The organism is Vibrio anguillarum, assembly GCF_001989995.2.
Lineage (GTDB): Bacteria > Pseudomonadota > Gammaproteobacteria > Enterobacterales > Vibrionaceae > Vibrio > Vibrio anguillarum.
The window spans coordinates 20,234-37,949 of sequence record NZ_JAHGUP010000016.1; the positions used below are offsets into that span (position 1 = coordinate 20,234).

The 17,716-nt window shown below is 45.5% G+C and carries 12 protein-coding genes; 4 read left to right on the forward strand and 8 right to left on the reverse strand.

The features are described from left to right. Positions 1 to 78: 78 nt before the first annotated feature. The 3 genes from PL85_RS03160 to PL85_RS03170 all read left to right on the forward strand — a co-directional run bounded on the left by PL85_RS03160 (position 79) and on the right by PL85_RS03170 (position 6,452). Positions 79 to 1,221 carry an exonuclease SbcCD subunit D gene (locus PL85_RS03160; protein ID WP_115340064.1) on the forward strand — a complete coding sequence of 381 codons (1,143 nt, stop codon included), beginning with the start codon at positions 79 to 81 and terminating at the stop codon, positions 1,219 to 1,221. Continuing rightward, positions 1,221 to 4,262: an AAA family ATPase gene (locus tag PL85_RS03165; protein WP_115340065.1), complete on the forward strand. Its 3,042-nt coding sequence runs from the start codon at positions 1,221 to 1,223 to the stop codon at positions 4,260 to 4,262. Before PL85_RS03160 ends, PL85_RS03165 begins: the two co-directional genes overlap by 1 nt. A 138-nt stretch (positions 4,263 to 4,400) precedes the next feature. Beyond that, a complete protein-coding gene (locus tag PL85_RS03170) occupies positions 4,401 to 6,452 on the forward strand; it encodes an ATP-binding response regulator (RefSeq protein ID WP_013868489.1) in 2,052 nt (683 codons plus the stop codon). 86 nt (positions 6,453 to 6,538) lie between these two features. Here the strand turns inward: PL85_RS03170 and cqsA are convergent, their stop codons facing one another. The 3 genes from cqsA to clcA form a co-directional block, all read right to left on the reverse strand. Further along, positions 6,539 to 7,720, reverse strand: a complete 1,182-nt coding sequence (gene cqsA / locus PL85_RS03175) for an alpha-hydroxyketone-type quorum-sensing autoinducer synthase (RefSeq protein WP_017050024.1) — start codon at positions 7,718 to 7,720, stop codon at positions 6,539 to 6,541. A gap of 199 nt (positions 7,721 to 7,919) precedes the next feature. Continuing rightward, positions 7,920 to 8,873, reverse strand: a complete 954-nt coding sequence (locus tag PL85_RS03180; RefSeq protein ID WP_459559267.1) for a TDT family transporter — start codon at positions 8,871 to 8,873, stop codon at positions 7,920 to 7,922. Between the two features lie 169 nt (positions 8,874 to 9,042). Beyond that, complete coding sequence (clcA, locus tag PL85_RS03185) at positions 9,043 to 10,440, reverse strand: H(+)/Cl(-) exchange transporter ClcA (protein ID WP_115340066.1); 1,398 nt, start codon at positions 10,438 to 10,440, stop codon at positions 9,043 to 9,045. A 492-nt stretch (positions 10,441 to 10,932) separates the two neighbouring features. Between clcA and PL85_RS03190 the strand changes: the two genes are divergently transcribed. Beyond that, a complete protein-coding gene (locus PL85_RS03190; protein WP_115340067.1) occupies positions 10,933 to 11,919 on the forward strand; it encodes a CobW family GTP-binding protein in 987 nt (328 codons plus the stop codon). Between the two features lie 117 nt (positions 11,920 to 12,036). Here the strand turns inward: PL85_RS03190 and PL85_RS03195 are convergent, their stop codons facing one another. Genes PL85_RS03195 through PL85_RS03215 form a run of 5 tightly spaced genes read right to left on the reverse strand, consistent with a single transcriptional unit; the run spans position 12,037 to position 17,670 of the window. Then, positions 12,037 to 12,756, reverse strand: a complete 720-nt coding sequence (locus PL85_RS03195) for an ABC transporter ATP-binding protein (protein WP_017045357.1) — start codon at positions 12,754 to 12,756, stop codon at positions 12,037 to 12,039. Further along, on the reverse strand, positions 12,749 to 14,032 hold the full coding sequence (locus PL85_RS03200) for an ABC transporter permease (protein ID WP_017046954.1): 1,284 nt from the start codon (positions 14,030 to 14,032) through the stop codon (positions 12,749 to 12,751). Before PL85_RS03200 ends, PL85_RS03195 begins: the two co-directional genes overlap by 8 nt. Positions 14,033 to 14,034: 2 nt before the next feature. After that, complete coding sequence (locus tag PL85_RS03205; protein WP_064626682.1) at positions 14,035 to 15,252, reverse strand: ABC transporter permease; 1,218 nt, start codon at positions 15,250 to 15,252, stop codon at positions 14,035 to 14,037. Further along, positions 15,249 to 16,535, reverse strand: a complete 1,287-nt coding sequence (locus tag PL85_RS03210; protein WP_088729436.1) for a TolC family protein — start codon at positions 16,533 to 16,535, stop codon at positions 15,249 to 15,251. Before PL85_RS03210 ends, PL85_RS03205 begins: the two co-directional genes overlap by 4 nt. Then, positions 16,525 to 17,670, reverse strand: coding sequence for an efflux RND transporter periplasmic adaptor subunit (locus tag PL85_RS03215; RefSeq protein WP_017045360.1), 1,146 nt, complete (start codon positions 17,668 to 17,670; stop codon positions 16,525 to 16,527). The genes PL85_RS03210 and PL85_RS03215 overlap by 11 nt, the downstream gene beginning before the upstream one ends. Positions 17,671 to 17,716: the final 46 nt, after the last annotated feature.

The following is a 17,716-nucleotide window of genomic DNA, read 5'->3' on the forward strand; positions in this document are numbered from 1 at the left end:
TTGCTCGATCTTACGTCGCTTTTCTTGGTTAATCGCGTATTATGAAGCACTTTGATTTTCGCTATCTTTAGGGTTGGAATGAAGTTTCTGCACACCTCTGACTGGCATCTCGGTCGACAATTTCATAACGTTTCTTTATTGGATGATCAGCGCGCAGTACTCAATCAATTGATTGAGTATCTGCAGTGCAATCGGGTGGATGCTTTAATCGTCGCCGGAGATATCTACGATCGTTCAGTTCCACCGACGGCAGCCATTGAATTGATGGATGATATAGTCAACCGGGTGTGCAACGAGCTTTCCATCCCCTTAATTATGATCCCCGGTAACCACGACGGGGCGAAGCGTTTAGGCTTTGCGGCCAAGCAGATGCAACACTCGGGCTTGCACATTATTAGCAATTTTGAACAGATGATGCAGCCTGTGGTGCTAAAATCAGCCACTGCTGGTGAAGTGGCATTTTATGGTATGCCTTATAACGACCCTGAAGTCGTTCGCCACCACTTTGGAGAGTCCGTAACCAGCCATGATGAAGCCCATCAATACCTTATTGAGAAGATTATATCGCAGTGGAATCCGTCACAACGTCACGTTATGATTGGCCACTGCTTTGTTGATGGCGCTATCGAATCTGACTCTGAACGTCCTTTGTCCATTGGCGGCTCTGATCGTGTCAGTCATCAACACTTTGTACCTTTTGATTATGTTGCGCTCGGCCATCTGCACCAACCGCAGAAAAAGGGGGAAGAGTATATCCGTTACTCTGGCTCTCTAATGAAATACAGCTTTTCAGAGCAGCACCACAAGAAAGGAGCGACCTTGGTTGAATTTGATGAACAAGGTTTTGCCAGCGCCACGCATGTGCCACTGACTGCTCCTCATAGCATGCGTATTATTGAAGGTGAGTTGCTGGAGATCATAGAGCAAGGCAAAACAGACCCACACAACCACGATTATCTGTTGGTTCGTCTTACCGACAAACACGCGATACTGGACCCGATGGAAAAACTGCGTCAATCCTACCCCAACGTACTGCATTTAGAAAAACCGGGCATGTTGGTGGGAGTTGATCAAGCAATGGGGCGTGCACGTTTGGCACGCGGTGAGGTGGATATGTTCCGCGATTTTTTCTTAGAAGCTAAGCAAGAAGCGTTAACCGCAGCGCAAGAGCAAGCGGTGATCGACGTCATTCAAGCACTAAAACCGGGAGCCCAAGCCTAATGCGTCCAATACAATTGACCCTGCAAGCATTTGGCCCCTTTGCTCATAAAGAAGTGGTGGATTTTACCGCCTTGGGTGCCTCGCCGCTATTTTTGATTAATGGTCCAACCGGAGCGGGCAAAAGTTCACTGCTCGATGCCATTTGCTACGCTTTGTATGGTGAAACGACAGGCAGTGAGCGCACTGGTGATCAAATGCGCTGCGACTACGCGGACCCGCACACGCTCACCGAAATCAGCTACCAGTTCGAGCTTGGCGGGCGAATCTACCAAGTTGATCGCTCGCCCGACCAAGAAGTGCCGAAAAAACGCGGTGAAGGCTCAACAAAAAAATCCCATGCCGCGAGCTTGTTTGAATGGGTCGATGGCGAAATAAAATTGCTTGCTAACAAACCTAATCCTGTCGGTAAAGCCATGGTGGAATTGATCGGTTTAGATGTAAAACAGTTTCGCCAAGTGATGGTCATCCCCCAAGGTAAATTTCGTGAATTACTGACTGCCAACTCCAAAGAGCGGGAGCAAATCTTTGGTCAGTTGTTTCAAACTCACATTTATAGCCAAATTGAACGAGCGCTGTTTGAGAAAGCCGCGGGGATCCGCAAAGCGAAAGAAGAATTTGATCACCAAATTAAAGGCGCATTGGACGTCGTGAACGCGACTAGCGAGTCACACCTTGAAGCGTGCATTGCTGAGCTGTCACCCCAATTAACGGCCGCTCACGCCGCGTACTTAGATGCCCAGCAAAGGTTTGATGCAGCGAGTAGCGAGCAAAAAGCGGCGCAAACCCTTGCTAAACAATTTCAAGAGCAGCGTCAACTCGTGCAACTTAAAGCCGATCACGATGCACAATCGTCCGTCATCGATGCGGTAAAAGCTCAAAGGCAGCAAGCCTTGCAAGCGACGCGCTTAGATTCACCCTATTACGAATTACAATCGTCACAACGTCAGTTAGAAGCGGCCAACCAAGCAAAAGTCGAAAAAGAACAAGCGCTTACACAGTCACAACAGCAGTGGCAACAGGCCAAAGCGGCTCAAGAAGACGCGGCAGAAAAAGTCAAAGTAGTGCCGAATCTGATGCAACAAATTTATGACTTAAACCTAATCAAAACTAAGCTTGTTGAACGGGAGCATCATCAAAAAGCGCTGCAACAAGCCTTACGTGAAGTGGAGCTCGCGACGCAAAATCGCCACAACTTGCACGCCGCTGTTGAGCAGTTTGAGCAGCAAATTATGCTTAAGCGCCAAGAGTGCGAAAGAGTCAACCAACAGTTGGCTGAGTTAAAAGGACAGCACTTAGAGCTTGAAACCACCAAACAGCAGATTGATCGCTTATTAAAGCTGCAGCAGCTTGAACAGCGTTTAGCCACAGAGCAAGCTGCACTGAGCTATAGTCAGCAGCAGTTTGAGTTGGCGCAGCACGCAACGTTGGACGCAAAACAGCAAGCCGATAAATTAGAGCTGATTTGGCACACCAACCAAGCCGCCGAGCTGGCTCGAACCTTGGAGCAAGGCGACGAGTGCCCGGTGTGTGGCAGTTGCGATCATCCTAAATTAGCGCGTTATGCCGGAGAAACGGTGACTAAGGCGCAAGTGCAGCAGGCAAGAGCGATACAGCAAAACAAACTGGCCACAGAGCAAGAAACGCTAAAACAGCAACAGCAACGAGCGACCCAATACGCACGGCTTGAGCAAGAGATGGCAAGTTTGAGGGAGTCATTATCTGGAAATACGCAAAGTTTAGTGCAACTGCAGCAAGCTCAAAGCGATCTTGAACATTCCATTGCTCATCTTGAATCGCTCAATCCAGAGCAATTAGCTCAACAATTGGCAAAATTAGAATTGCAGTTAGCACAAGCTAAGCAAAATGCTGAAACGCAGCAGCATAAAGTCGAACAAGCCACCCTGACGGTTGCCAAAGAGCAGACTCAAGTTTCTGCATTAAGCCAAGGGATCCCGGAGTTGTATCAAGACAGTTTGCATTTGAACGAATCTTTAACCCAGTTAGAGCTACAATTGGCCAATCTCAACCATTTAGATGCGGAAACTAAAGCGCGCTTCAATCAAGCGAACGCCGATTTTTCTGGTGCGAAAGCGGCGTTGGCGGCGGCGGTCGAACACCAGATACATTGGCAAAATGCGTTTACGCAGTCACAGCAGCAGTGGCACAGTGCGCTGATTGAGAGCCAGTTCGACGATACTGAGCACTATTTACAGGCACGTTTATCTTCGCAGCAGATCGAGCAGCTTGAAAAGCAGATCAAACAATTTGATGAAAGAAGTACGACGTTAAACGCCCAGCTTCAAACATTAGCCAGTGAGCTTAGTGAAAAAAGTGAGCCCAATCTTGCTGAGTATGCAAGCGCGGTCGAGGCTGTAGCCATGTTACAGCAAAGCGCATTGGATCAATGGAGCACGTTACGGTCTAAAATGGATGCCTTAACCAGTGTGAAAGAAAAAATCGCTATTTTACATATAAAAAATGAAGCCTTAGAGCAAGAGTACCAAGTATTTGGGACTTTGAGCGATATCGCCAACGGCAAAACAGGCGCTAAAGTGAGTTTACACCGCTTTGTTCTTGGCGTGCTGTTAGATGATGTGCTGATCCAAGCCTCAATGAGGCTGCAGATCATGAGTAAGGGGCGTTACCTGCTCAAGCGTAAAGAAGATCGCGCCAAAGGTAATGTGGGTTCAGGGCTTGATCTGATGGTCGAAGATGGCTACACCGGAAAATGGCGAGATGTGGCGACCTTGTCTGGTGGTGAATCTTTTATGGCGGCGTTGTCATTGGCGCTGGGTTTATCGGATGTGGTGCAATCATACAGCGGCGGTATTAAACTGGATACACTGTTCATCGATGAAGGTTTTGGCAGTTTAGATCCTGAGTCATTGGACTTGGCGATTCAAACCCTTGTCGACTTACAACAAGGAGGCCGAACGATCGGCATCATTTCTCACGTGAGCGAGCTGAAAGAGCAAATAGCCTTACGCATTGATGTCGATGTGGCGAGAAACAACGGCAGTTCAATAAGACTTGTTGCATAATGAATGGGAATGTAGGTTATCTTGTGCTAGTTATTAATAAGCATAGCGTGGCGAGTGTGACTCACTTCGACGTTTAAAAAGACCATGTTATGCATAATGATGATTATAAAAATGAATGTATCAGTTTGGTAAGGTTGCATGGACGTAGTAAAAAAAATATACCAGTACGCTGAGCCGAACCTCACCCTTGTGGGATGGATGGGGTTCATTGGTTTTCCCCTTTATTATTACGTGTGGACTTATCTCTTTCCACAACCTTATGAAAGTATGGAGTTACGGGCGATTTGCGCCATTTTATTTGCGGGGATTATTTTTCGCAATTCAACGCCGAAACATTTACAGCACTACTTACCTTATTATTACTTGTTTTCAATAGGATTTTGTTTGCCATTCTTTTTTGGCTACATGATGCTGATGAACGATTGGTCAACGATCTGGGCGATGTCGTTCATGGCGTCTATTTTCCTCCATATCCTCTTAGTCCACGAAACAAAAGTTATGCTGATTCAAGCCGCCATTGCATTAGCATGTGCTTACTTTGTGACTTATGGCGTAATGGACGCGGAACTGCGAGTGATGGTGGAATGGCCGTACGTACCGATTTTTCTATTTACTTACATTTTTGGCAACCTGTTCTATTTTCGTAACCAAATTGAACATGAAGCGAAGGTATCAATTGCCAAGTCTTTTGGCGCAGGGATTGCGCATGAAATGAGAAATCCATTAAGTGCGTTAAAAGCGTCAATTGAAGTAATGGGTTCAGTATTGCCCAATCCTACGGCATCCAAATCAGAATCTTATACGCTACCGTCTAAAGATTTAGAGCTGATTGCTGGGCTATTAAGAGATGCTGATGAAGTCATTCGCTCCGGTAATGAGACCATTGATTTGCTGTTAACTTCGATTGATCAAAATAGGGTCTCAACATCGACCTTTAAAAAGCATGCTGTAAAGCCTGTTATAGAAGAGGCACTGCGCAGTTTTTCTTATAAAAGACCAGAAGACAGGCAGGCAGTGACTCTTAAGGTGGTGGATGACTTTGATTTTTTAGGCAGCAGTACACTGTTAAAATACGTGCTCTACAATCTACTCAAGAATGCGTTCTACTATCAAAATAACGATATGTTTAATATCCATATCACCTTGAAATCAAGTGAGAATTGCCACCAAATTACAGTGAAAGACAATGGTGTTGGTATTGAACCTCATTTGCTGGACGATATTTTTAAAGACTTTTATACCTTCGGTAAAAATGGCAGCTATGGTCTGGGGTTACCCTTTTGCCGTAAAGTAATGCATGCTTTTGGAGGGGATATTATCTGCCGTTCTGAACTTGGAGAGTGGACGGAGTTTACTTTAACGTTTCCCGAGTATGATTCGCAAGCCGTCGCTAATATTAAACTCGATCTAATGAAGGCGAAATCTCTGCTTTATATTGGCAAAACGAGCATAGTGAATCGTTATCTCAGTGAGAAATCGTTCTATCTTGGTTTCCAGCTTAATGTCTTAGAGCCTGAGAGTGCTTTGCGTCGAGAAGAGTTTGAATTTGAGTTTGATCTGATCTTTGTGGATCTGCAAACGTTGGATGAAACGCCGGATTACTTAACCAAACTGGAACCTAAACTGCATTTTACACAAGCAAAAGTTTGCTATTTATATGACCAAAATCAGCGTTACGCGCTGACGATGGAGCGTCATTTAACCATTTACCCAATTGAAAAGCACAAATTGTTATTGGATGGATCGGCGATTATTGATGAACTACTCTTTGAAACGGAAGAGCTTATTGCCGATAAAAATGTTATCCCGTTAAAACAATATGATTATGAAAAACGAATTTTGTTGGTCGATGATAACCACTCCTTACGTAGCTTCACCGCTCTGTTGCTAGAAAAGCAAGGGTATGAAGTACTGCAAGCGAGCGATGGGGAATTAGCATTACAAATGTTGGCCAATAATTCAATTGACTTGGTGTTAATGGATATTGAAATGCCGATTATGGATGGTATTTCGGCCACTTTATCTATCCGTTCATCCACCGCTTCTTACAGTAAAGTGCCTATTATTGGGCACACGGGTGACAATAGCCCTTCAACGATAGAAAAAATCCGTACATCAGGAATGAATGATTACGTTTTAAAACCAGCGGATAAAACGCTATTGTTAAAAAAATTAAGTCACTGGATTTAATAACCCTAGGTAAACCCTAGGGTTATTCCTTACCTTATCCTTCTTATTTGAGATTGCACCATTGGTTTAGTATGTCGATGCGTGACTTACTTGAAATAGAGACTGCTATCATTTTGGGCCCTTTCACACACGGTTAATATGGTGTCAATTTGTGAGTCAGTGACATTACTATTTAACGAAAGCCGAATAATGTTTTTATTCTTTGAAGTGGCAGGCCTGCAAAAAACAGCACCAAATATTTGATTCTCTTCTAAATAATCGCGAACTTTTTCTGTATTTCGTTCATCTCCGGTTTCTAGCGCTATGATTTGGGACTCACTTCGTACGCTTAGCCCTATACTATTTAGTCCACGACGCAGTGTGTGTGCATTGCGGTGCAACTGAGTTCTTTTAGAATCGGCTGATTTGATAATGTCCAATGTCGCTTCTAACGCTTCGACTTCATAAGGCAAAATAGTTGAACTAAAAATAGCGGGATAACCCACAAAAGGGATACAGTGATTCACATTATTATTCGCCCAAATAGCGCCAGCGCGATACGCGAACGTTTTCGCAAGGCTAGCTGTAATAAAGTCAACCTCTGCTGTTAACCCTAATTCACTGACAAGTCCTGCACCTTTTTCGCCATGTGTGCCAAGTGAATGCGACTCATCAACTAAAATGGCGCATCCATACTCTTTGGCGATAGTGACCAAATCGGTGAGTGGTGCAATCGTACCTATAGTGCTGTAAATCGAATCAACCACAATGAGCCCTGGGCCGTGTCGAGCGATTAGTTTTTGCAAATGATCACAATTATTGTGCATGAATGGGTGAATATTGGCATTAGCGTAACGAGCACCTTCCCACATTGACATGTGAGCAAAAAAATCAATGTAGACGTTACTTTGTGGCCCGCACACGGCTTGCAACAAGGCAGTATTAGCATTCCATCCTGATTGAGAAAGAAGGCAACTATCAAAGCCTACAAATTCTGCAAATTTCGTTTCTAATGAAGGTTTAGACTCTTCATCTTGTAGAAAAATAGCGGACATAAAAACACTATCATGTGTTTTATCGATGGCATTTTTCAGCCGTGCTTTAATTAATGGATGATCAGCCAAGCTTAAATAATCATTACTTTGTAACACTATGTCGTTTTTTGTTGGCCTTTTCCCTAGGACTAGATGTTTTCCGTTAGCATTTGCATTAATCAAATCATTGATAAAATAGTCAATTCTAGATTGTATAGAAGCCGGTAGTTCGTGTTTCCACTTACGTGAATTCATGGTTATATCCTTTATATGTTTTTAATTAAATGCCAGCTGACAAAGGATATATTGAATATTAATTTAAAATTGTCACGAGTGAGTTTTTATTATTTTGGCTGCTATTGCAAATTAAGGTATAGTGTCTTTTATATTGTTCGTCATTGCCTAGGCTTATCCAGCCCTAATTAATTTTTAATTAAAGATAAATATTAGGTTTTTATTTATTAGCAAATAATTCAGGCCAATACATTTTTATATAACCAATAGAAACCCAAACGACTAAGAAAGTAGCAATAGTCAATTCAAATAACCCAAATTGATGTAACCAGTGCCATTGCGGGTACTGTCCTTCAAAGAAGGTGGTTAAACGATGCATGGCGATAGCACTGATGACAGAAGGGAAGGTCACAGCAGCAATAGACGGTTGAAACTTGAGCCTGAGCAGACGGATATAGCAAAGGTAAATAAGCAGTGTCATGGTGATGGCAATGCCAGCCAGTGCGCCTGTTAATATTGGATCAGGATGAGGGAAGTTGACCAAATACGTCGCGAGGGTGAGGTTAATAGGTGCAGCCATAATCGCGAGTGTTGGGCGTGCGCGTTTAGGTAACATTCCAGCAAACACCAAACGATATAACACTAACGGCAGCATAAAAAAATAGATAGCGATACAGACAGAGACGAGTGTTTCTGAAAAGACAGTGTGGCCAAATTGCGTGCCAGCGAGCGAGCTACTGATTAACCCAACCGGATAAAGAAACCAGCTTGGTACAATATGGCTGATTTTAAAGTTCATGGCCTGAAAACTGAAGAAAAGCAGCATCATGGTGAAGTGCAGCAAGAGCGCGGTAAACCAAATAGGATAAGCAATCATCGGTGAAATTAAAGCGAGATAATCACTTAGGATCAGTAAAGTCATGCTCATTGGAGCCATCAAGCTACCTGAAAGAGGGTGGCGAATGTCCTCCATGAATGTCTTGAAGCTGGTGAGGTATTTTAGCAAGACAGGCAGCAGTAATAATGCACCGAGCAGTGCCAAATAGGGGCGAATAATGAGACCGACCGAGGGAATATAAAGCGCCCACGCATGCCCGAGGCTGATCACACCTAATGCTAGCGCCGCTTGAGAGGGCGGTGTGCTTTGTACTTGAATTAACCTTTTCCAGTTCAACGATAAACTCCATGTCATCATTTGCTCTAGAAAATGAATAATGTATTTCTAGCAGCCAGCAAACGAGCGCATTATCAAGTTTATCGAGTTGTGGTGCAACATCTCACCTTCTAATTTGTTACTTAGACATAACAATTCGCAGCGGAGTCAATATTCATGAGTCTCACGATTACTCTTTTGGTGGAAGATCTTGTTGTTGCAGCTTGGCATTTTTCAAGGTGCGATGAAGCAACTGGCTATAAATGGGTTGGCCGCCAAGTAATTGAGCGAAAATAACCGCGCCAAGGCTAGTAATAATCAGCGGTAAAATTAAATAATAATTATTGGTCATTTCAATAACTAACAAAATACCTGTAATGGGTGCGCGAACCGTTGCGGCAAACAGTGCACCCATGCCTGCAATGGCGAACATTCCTGGGTCAATCGCTAATTGTGGTAACAGTTCTTGCGCAATCAGGCCAAAGGCGTAGCCAAACAGCGTGCCTAATGCCAGCATTGGCGCAAAAATCCCGCCCGGAGCACCAGAACCAAAGCAGATCAAGGTGGTAAAAATACGACCAATGAACAAAAGCAGCAAGATAGCGGCACCATAGTCACCATTGGTGATATTAGGGATCAGTGAGATGCCACCCCCAGTCAATTCAGGAATATACAATAAAGTTAAGCCAAAACAGCCTCCCAATAGTGAACCCGTGAGTAAATATCGCTTACGATCATTGCGATGAATTCTGGCAAAAATATCTTGTGATAGTGTGATTAAACGGTTGAATAGCACACCGAAAATACCAAACAGTCCCCCAAGCAGCAGAAACAGCCACAGTGAAGCCAGCTCTGGTGCTTGATATTGCGGCATCTGGATCACAGCATGTTGGCCATTAATCACTCGAAAGACGATATTTGCCGCCACCGCAGAGACAATGACGGCACGTACTGAAATGAGGGTATAGCGAAACTGCGGGCGCATCTCCTCTATCACAAACATGATGCCCGCCAGCGGCGCATTAAATGCGGCAGCTAAGCCTCCAGCTGCGCCAGACGCTAAGAGTGAGTGGCGGGTATCATCATTTTTGATGCGGAAAATATCCGACACCATTCGGCCAATGGCTCCCCCCATTTGAACCGTGGGCCCTTCACGTCCTAAAACCATCCCAGAACCTAACGCGCCCATACCGCCAAAAAACTTCACTGGTAGTACTCGCCACCAACGAACGGGGCGCATACCATCCATCGCGCCTTCAATTTCAGGAATGCCAGAACCAGCGGCTTCGGGCGCAAAACGGTGTACAAGGAAATAACCAATAAATGCCAACGCCGCGCTGATAAGAAAAGCAGCCAGCCAAAGTGGCAGTATGCTGCCAATCTCACTTCTCAACCATTCGGTGCGTGTTTCCGAAACCAAGTGCACAGCGGCTTCAAAGTAAGTACCAATAATCCCAGCAAGAATACCGACAATGAGCGAAAGAAAAAGGATTGAGAGTGGTGTTTTGTCCTTCGAGAGAAATTGGTTAATCGTATCTTTTGGAACTTTTGCAAGCAGTGACTGTTTCAATCTCTCTCTTTTGGTCATGTAAAAAAGGGCCTCGATTGGTAAAATGTGAACATATTTTGTTACAGAATTATACGCGCCAAAGTGATTAACTATAGCGTCAAAGCTGCAATGTAGATTTCCATATCTGGAAGATAGAGAGATTCTCTACTAAAAACGAGATCTGAGTTAAAAATGAGTTAAAAAACAGAGATTGAACCTTGCTAAGCCAGCCAAATGAACCATAGTTAAAGCGTAAGGCAGATTCAGATATCGTACAGGGAGGAATTCAAGCCTTACCTACAATTTGGATGGAATCAGCAATATTTCAATTCTATGTCCTCGTTTATGATCGGGTTGCATCTATAGTCCTCCCGATTCGCGAACTCACGATTGAGTTACGAGGGGAAAGGCGCGCTCACCGTAGTGCGCCTTTTGTCGCTTATGTACCTCGGCTCATTGTTGCCTGTCTAACTGGCAAACCATGCACTGGCTTCTTATTTCGGTATATACTGCCGCAAAAGGAGTGCTGACATGACAAAAAAAGTACCAACTAACATTATTACCGGTTTTCTTGGTGTAGGAAAAACGACGGCCATTTTGAATTTATTGAAGAATAAACCTGCTGATGAAACGTGGGCGGTGTTAGTTAATGAGTTTGGAGAAATTGGTATTGATGGGGCGATGATGTCTGACCAAGGCGCGCTGATCAAAGAAGTACCGGGCGGCTGTATGTGCTGTACCGCGGGTGTTCCTATGTCTGTTGGAATTAACGCCTTACTTAGGCAAAAACCCGATCGTCTATTAATTGAGCCAACAGGGCTTGGACACCCTAAACAAGTGGTGGCGACTTTAACTTCTGATCAATATGCACCGTATGTCGATTTAAAAGCCACGATCACTTTAGTGGATCCGCGCAACTTGCGTAATGAAAAATACACATCCAACCAAAATTTTAATGACCAATTGGCCAGTGGTGATGTGGTGATTGGCAGCAAAGTGGATCAATGCACTAGTGCTGATGTGGATGCGTTTAATGACTGGGTAACTGATCAATCACCCGCGAAGATTTTTAGCAAGTTAGTCAAGCAAGGTGAGTTGCCTTTAGAATTATTAGATATTGAACGTCTTCACGGCGCAGCTTCTACTCATATTGAAGCGCATCACCATCATCATGCTTCGTTAGAACCACAGTTTGCCTTACAGCCGGGTAAAGCGTTTGTGCGCAAAGAAAATCGGGGCCAAGGTTATTTCAGTTGTGGTTGGTTAATCGGCGCTGAATACCATTTTGATTTTGATGAGCTCTTTTCTATGCTGAGTGCCCTGACCGCTGAGCGTGTTAAGGCGGTCGTCAATACCGATAAAGGATGTTACGCCTTCAACATCAACCAAGGAGTCGTTTCAGTGAATGAGATGAGCTTAGAAGGGTTTGAATCACGCTTAGAAGTGATTGACTCACAGCTCATGCCATGGGATCAACTCGAAGCGGTATTGCTGAAATTGGCGGGTATCTCTCAATAGGATCCAAAGAAAAAACCAACAAAGAAAGAACAAAGAAAAAATGAACTAAGAAAGGCGAACTGGAACGGCTTCGTCTTTCTCGTTCACTTTATAACTTCTTATAATGCGTTGAGCTATTTATGGCTGCCTTGTTGCGTGATCAACGCGTTCATCAGATAAAATCTGCCCATCTTTGATATTCACTATTCTGTGAGTTCGCTTCGCTAATGCGAGATCGTGAGTGACGACAATAAGCGTTCGTCCTTCTTGATGAAGCTCATTGAACAGGGCTTCAATTTCAGCGCCTGATTTTGAATCTAACGCACCTGTCGGTTCGTCGGCTAAGATAATTTGCGGATCATTGACTAACGCGCGCGCAATCGCCACCCGCTGTTTTTGCCCCCCCGAGAGCTGGTTGGGTTTATGCTGCATGCGATCGCCAAGCCCCACTTTTTCTAATAGTGTTGCTGCACGTGCTCGGCGCTCTTTTAATTTTACTCCGCGATAGACCAAGGGTAGGGCAACGTTATCGAGAGCATTAGCGTATTCGAGCAGGTTGAAACTTTGAAAAACAAAGCCAATTTTTTGATTACGAATATGAGCCAATTGATGGCTGCTGAGCGAGGCGACCGCCTTGTCGTCCAACTGATATTCACCCGATGTAGGAACATCCAAGCAACCGAGGATATTCATTAAGGTTGATTTACCCGAGCCTGATGGCCCTAGAATAGAGAGAAATTCGCCTTTTTGAATCGATAGCGAAACGCCGTCTAATGCTTTGACCAACTCTTCACCACTGCGATAGTGCTTGCTGATATTGGTCAATTGAACAAGGTTTGGTAAGTTTTGTTTATTCACTTTGTAATGCCTCTAATGGCGTAATGCTAGCCGCGCGATTGGCGGGAAACCACGCGGCAATCACACCGACAATCGCCAGCGCCGCGATCACAAGAAAGACAATCGAAAACGACAGTTCGGGTAAGGGTTTCCCTAATTGCTCAAACAGCATATTGCCTTCTAAGGGAGCGTATCTTAATAAGGTGATCAGCCCGTAAGTGGATCCTAAGCCAGCTAAACCGCCAAGTGACATCGTGAGCAAGGCTTGCACTAAATAATGGAGTTTGATAGTGGTTGGCGTAGCTCCGACGGCCATTCGTACACCGATGTCTCGCGTGGATCGTTTTACCGTGGCGTACATGACATTGGCAATACCAATGCCTGCTACGCCGAGGGTAATAAGCCCAATAATGCCCAAAAAGCCTTGTAGACCGAATAAGAAACGGCGCATGCTTTTTTGCCTCAATAGCATGTCTTCGACTTGCAAGAGCTGCGTGTCTGAAGCACTGGCACCGTACTTTCTGGCGATCACTTGCTTAATCACTTGCGCGGCTTTTTCGCGATCAACCGTGGCATTGAGCTGCACATTGATCGCTGCAATCGCTGCGTTGGGGTTAAAACGTTGCCAAGTGCGAAAAGGCACAAATACCGCGTAGTCAATAGGGGTTCCTTGTTCTACCTCTGCACTTGTCTGCGCTATCACGCCGATAACGGTAAAGTTTTCATCACCTATTTTTATCAATTGACCTACAGGGTTTATGCTCAGCGTCTGGGGTTCCAGCCAACTCCAACCATCCTCAGAATTGAACAATTGCACTGCGGCGTTATAACCGAGTACAACCACTTTACGCTGCTGTTGATTATCGAGCGGGTTGATCCATCGCCCTCCTTTGGCTATCTCAATACCAGTTAAAGACTGATATTCTGGGTTAACCGCTAGTGGGCGCTGCCAGGTGCCATTGTCTTGATTGCTGACGCGTTTATCCCATTGTGCGCTGACTTCAGCGCGTTGGATAAAGGGCAGTGCGCGAACAAGCTCAACATCATCCGCTTGCAAAGAGAGGGCTTTCCCTTCAAAAAAGCGTCCGGCGGTCTGGCTGGCATAACCCCCGGTCACATAGAGTAAATTGCCATTGCCACTTTGTGATGAGCGTGTCAGCCCTTGGCGTAATCCTTCGCCTGTTGCGAGCATGGTGGCGATGCAAAGTGTGCCCCAAGCCACCGCTAAAATAGTGAGTAGCAAGCGTAGTTTTTCGGCCGCCATCTCTTGATAAATTTGCCTGATAGGTAACATCATTATTAAGCCCTCGCACTTAATGCGATGACGGGGGTGAGATTGGCGGCACGCTTTGCTGGGAAATAAGCAGCCAGCAGTGCAAACAACGTGGTGACGAGCAGTGACCAGCCTAGAGCTGGCACAGTGATGACTGGTTCGCCGAGCCAATCAGGTAAGCCGATGTAATTCAGTAATCGCACCACCAGATAGGAGAGGAGCATTCCGAACACTGCACCTAATGCCACTAGCAACCCACCTTCTAAAATAAACTGGCGCAAAATGATCTTCGGTGTTGCGCCAATGGCTAAACGCACACCAATTTCCCGCGTTCTTTCCGTGACAGAAAGGAACATGATATTGGCGACGCCCAAAGCGCCGACCGCAAGCGTCATCGCTCCACTTGCCCCTAAAAATAGTTGTATACCTCGAAACAAGGCATTGAAAAATTGAGCGCCGCTGCTGAAGTCCGGTAGGTTTATGGCCTCAGTATCGCTCGGATCAAAATGTTTCTGTTTGGCGAAGAAAGAGAGGATGTTCATGCGCAATACCGCTGCTGGTATCCCTGCGGCGGGCTGCACAAGGAAAAATTCAGGCTCACTTTGCCAAAGATCAGTAAAAGCGCTGCTTGGGATCATCACTTGGCTGTTTTCATTGTTTATAGAAATGCCCCCTTCTTGCTGCTGAGTAATGCCGACAACCGAGAAGGGAATGGTATTGACTTTGATCGTATCACCAATAGATAGCTGACCAACTTGTGCCAACTGCCAACCAACCACCGCAATTCGGGAATGGTTTTGCTGATCGCTGGCGTGAATGCCGCGTGACCCCGCGGTCAGTTGCAAGTTGCGCAATGCTAAAAATTGAGAGTCGATCCCGCTGACGTAACCGGGAAGCATTCGGCCTTTTACATTCGTCACTTTAGCATCCCATTTTCCGTAGATAACTGATAAGGCGCTGATGTTTGGGTGCTGTGCCAAAGCGCGCATTTCCGGCTCTGAAAGGGTAATCGCTCGTCTTGCCGCAAGGCCTTGCCATGGTTTGGTGGTTTGACTGGGGAAAGCCATCTGTGTATCACTCATTAACAGCGCGAAAGATTGTGTATTGACGCGATAAAATCCTTCACCTAAGGCAACGAGTACTAAAACCGAAACAATACCCCAAACGATAGCAATGACCGCGAGGGCGCTGCGTAGCCGATGGGCAAGCAGCGTTTGCACGACTTGCTGTAGGCTTGAGATCATGAGTGCAGAGCCTGAGAGAGCGAAGCGATCACGTCATCATCTAACTGCCCAGCAGCTTGCAGCAGGCCAATCCGCTGCTTCCAATATTGGTACAATCGCCGTTGTAGACTGTTTTTACTGTTAAACAGAGCGTTATGGGCGTCAATCAAATCAGAAGCTTCAGTCATTCCTGACTCATAAACGGTTTGTTTACTTTTTAAAGCTTGCTCTCTTGAGCGGACTTGTAACTGAGCCATCTCCACTTGTCGCCAATCCAGATGGATTTGGCTAAAGCCACTTTGAATTTTGCGTTTAATCTCGATATCTACCTTGCGCAGTACTTGCTTGGCGTTTAAGACTTGCAGCGCAGCCTGATCGACCGTGGCGCGCGTGGAACCATTCAAATCCAACGGAATTTTTAAGCTTAAACCTGCACTGAGATCCCCATCTCGACCCTGATCATTGTCTTGGTAAGAAACACTGCCAGATAAGGTGGGATAATATTTGGCTTTGGCTGCATCTCGGCCAAATTCAGAAGCGGCGACTTCCTGCTGGGCAGCCAATAACTCAGGGCTGTTATTCTGCGCAAGCTTTAACCATTCAGTTTCGCTGCTGACTTGCATTGGCGGTTCAATGAGGTCGGTCGTTTTAATTTGGTCAATGTGCTGTGGGTCTTGATTGATGAGCGCGATAAGGGCTGACTTTTTCTCTTCTAGAGCGGCTTGCGCACTGAGTATATCGGCTTGCTCATCGACGTGGTTAGCACGCATGTCTTCCAATGCCGTTGATCGAATTTTTCCTGCTTTGTAGCGCTGCTCGGTAATCTTCAGCAGTTTTGCACCTTCTACGAACTTTTGCTCAGCAAGTTGTAGATCGCCTTGTGCGCTGGCGAGATCGAGATAGGCATACAGTAATGTTGCAGCCAGCTCATTATGTGCAGTCTTCACTTTTAATTGTGATGCCACATAGCTTGCTTGAGATTGGTCGAGCTGTGCCCAATTAGCGCTATCCCAAATGGTTTGATTTAATGTGGCACCATAGCCTTTAGTGTTGTTGCCATCGTCATCCCATGAGGTATCCGCGCTGAGGCTAAAAGAAGGCAGCAAGGCACTTTTGGTACTTCGGACCTCTGTTTCACTGATTTGAGATTGGATCTGTGCTTGTGAATAAGTAGGGTCAAAAGCTTTGGCGGCTTGCCAAGCTTGTTCAATAGTGATGGCGTGAGCTGAAAAAGTCACCGCGCCACAGAACGTCATTAGCGCGGCTGCTAGCGCATTACGTTGAAAAGGGCGCTTAGTGGTCATCTTTGCCTCCGAATAAACTGTTGTCGATGATCACATCCTCCGCTGATAAACCCGCAATCACTTCCACATTAATGCCATCGGACAAACCTAAGGTTACGGCGCGCACTTGGTAACCTTGTTCTGACTGATCTGGGATCAAGACTTCAGGTTTTTCACCGCTAAATCGTAATGCGCGTTCTGGAATGGTGATGACGTTTTCCACGCTCTTTAATGTGATCTGTGCGGTAGCAGAAAAGCCCGAGCGAATCACCATATTGTCAGGAAAGCGAATCTGGTTAATCTCCACTTCAAATCCATTATCAAAGCTAGTCGTTTTAGTATCACTAGGGTTATTCAACTTATCAGATTGAACCGCAACTTTGCTTAATACGCCGCTGATTTCTGCTTCTGGATACGGTGCTAACGTTAAGTTGACGGCCATCCCTGCGGCGAGTTGTGCCGCATCATGTTCACTGACACTGCCTTTGAAAATCATGTCATTCATATCGGCAATCGACATCATTTCAGTTGCCGCTTGGCTTGAGGCAGTGGAGATGATCGGCTCTCCTACTTCCACTTTTAGGTTTAAAATGGTGCCATCAATGGGGGCGACGAGTGTGGACGTGAGTTTCGAATCGCCAACCGATGCTTCACCGCTGCGGATCAGCTCAAGGTTCTGCCTTTTTTGTTGCACTTCGGCTTGTTTTGATTTCAGCTCTGATTTTGCTTGGATTAGCTCACCGTAGTTTTCCGGCACAATCTTTTGTTCAACTAACTGCTGCAAGTTTGCCAGCGTCTGTTTGGCGGAATCTAAGCTCGCCTCACTTTGCATTAAGGCAGTGGTTGCGTCGGTTAACGCTTGCGGTGTTGGATTTGGACGCACTTTGATCAAAGGCGTGCCCAAGGTAACTTGTTCACCGACCCGATGATAAATTTCACCGACAATCCCCTCAATTTGCGATTTTATAGATACCGAGTGAGCTGGCACGATTTGGCCAACAGCGATTGCCTGTTTGGCAATATTTCCCTGTTCGACCGTCAGAGTGGGGAAAGCCGAGAGAGATTCATTGCTATTGGTAGTTAGGTAATAGCCCCCGCTGATTAAGGCGGCGCTAATTACCGCGATGGCCCAACGCTTTTTCATGAACAATTCCATATCAAGGAGAAAATAAACAATGGTGGTATGACTTGAGTGTCATCAG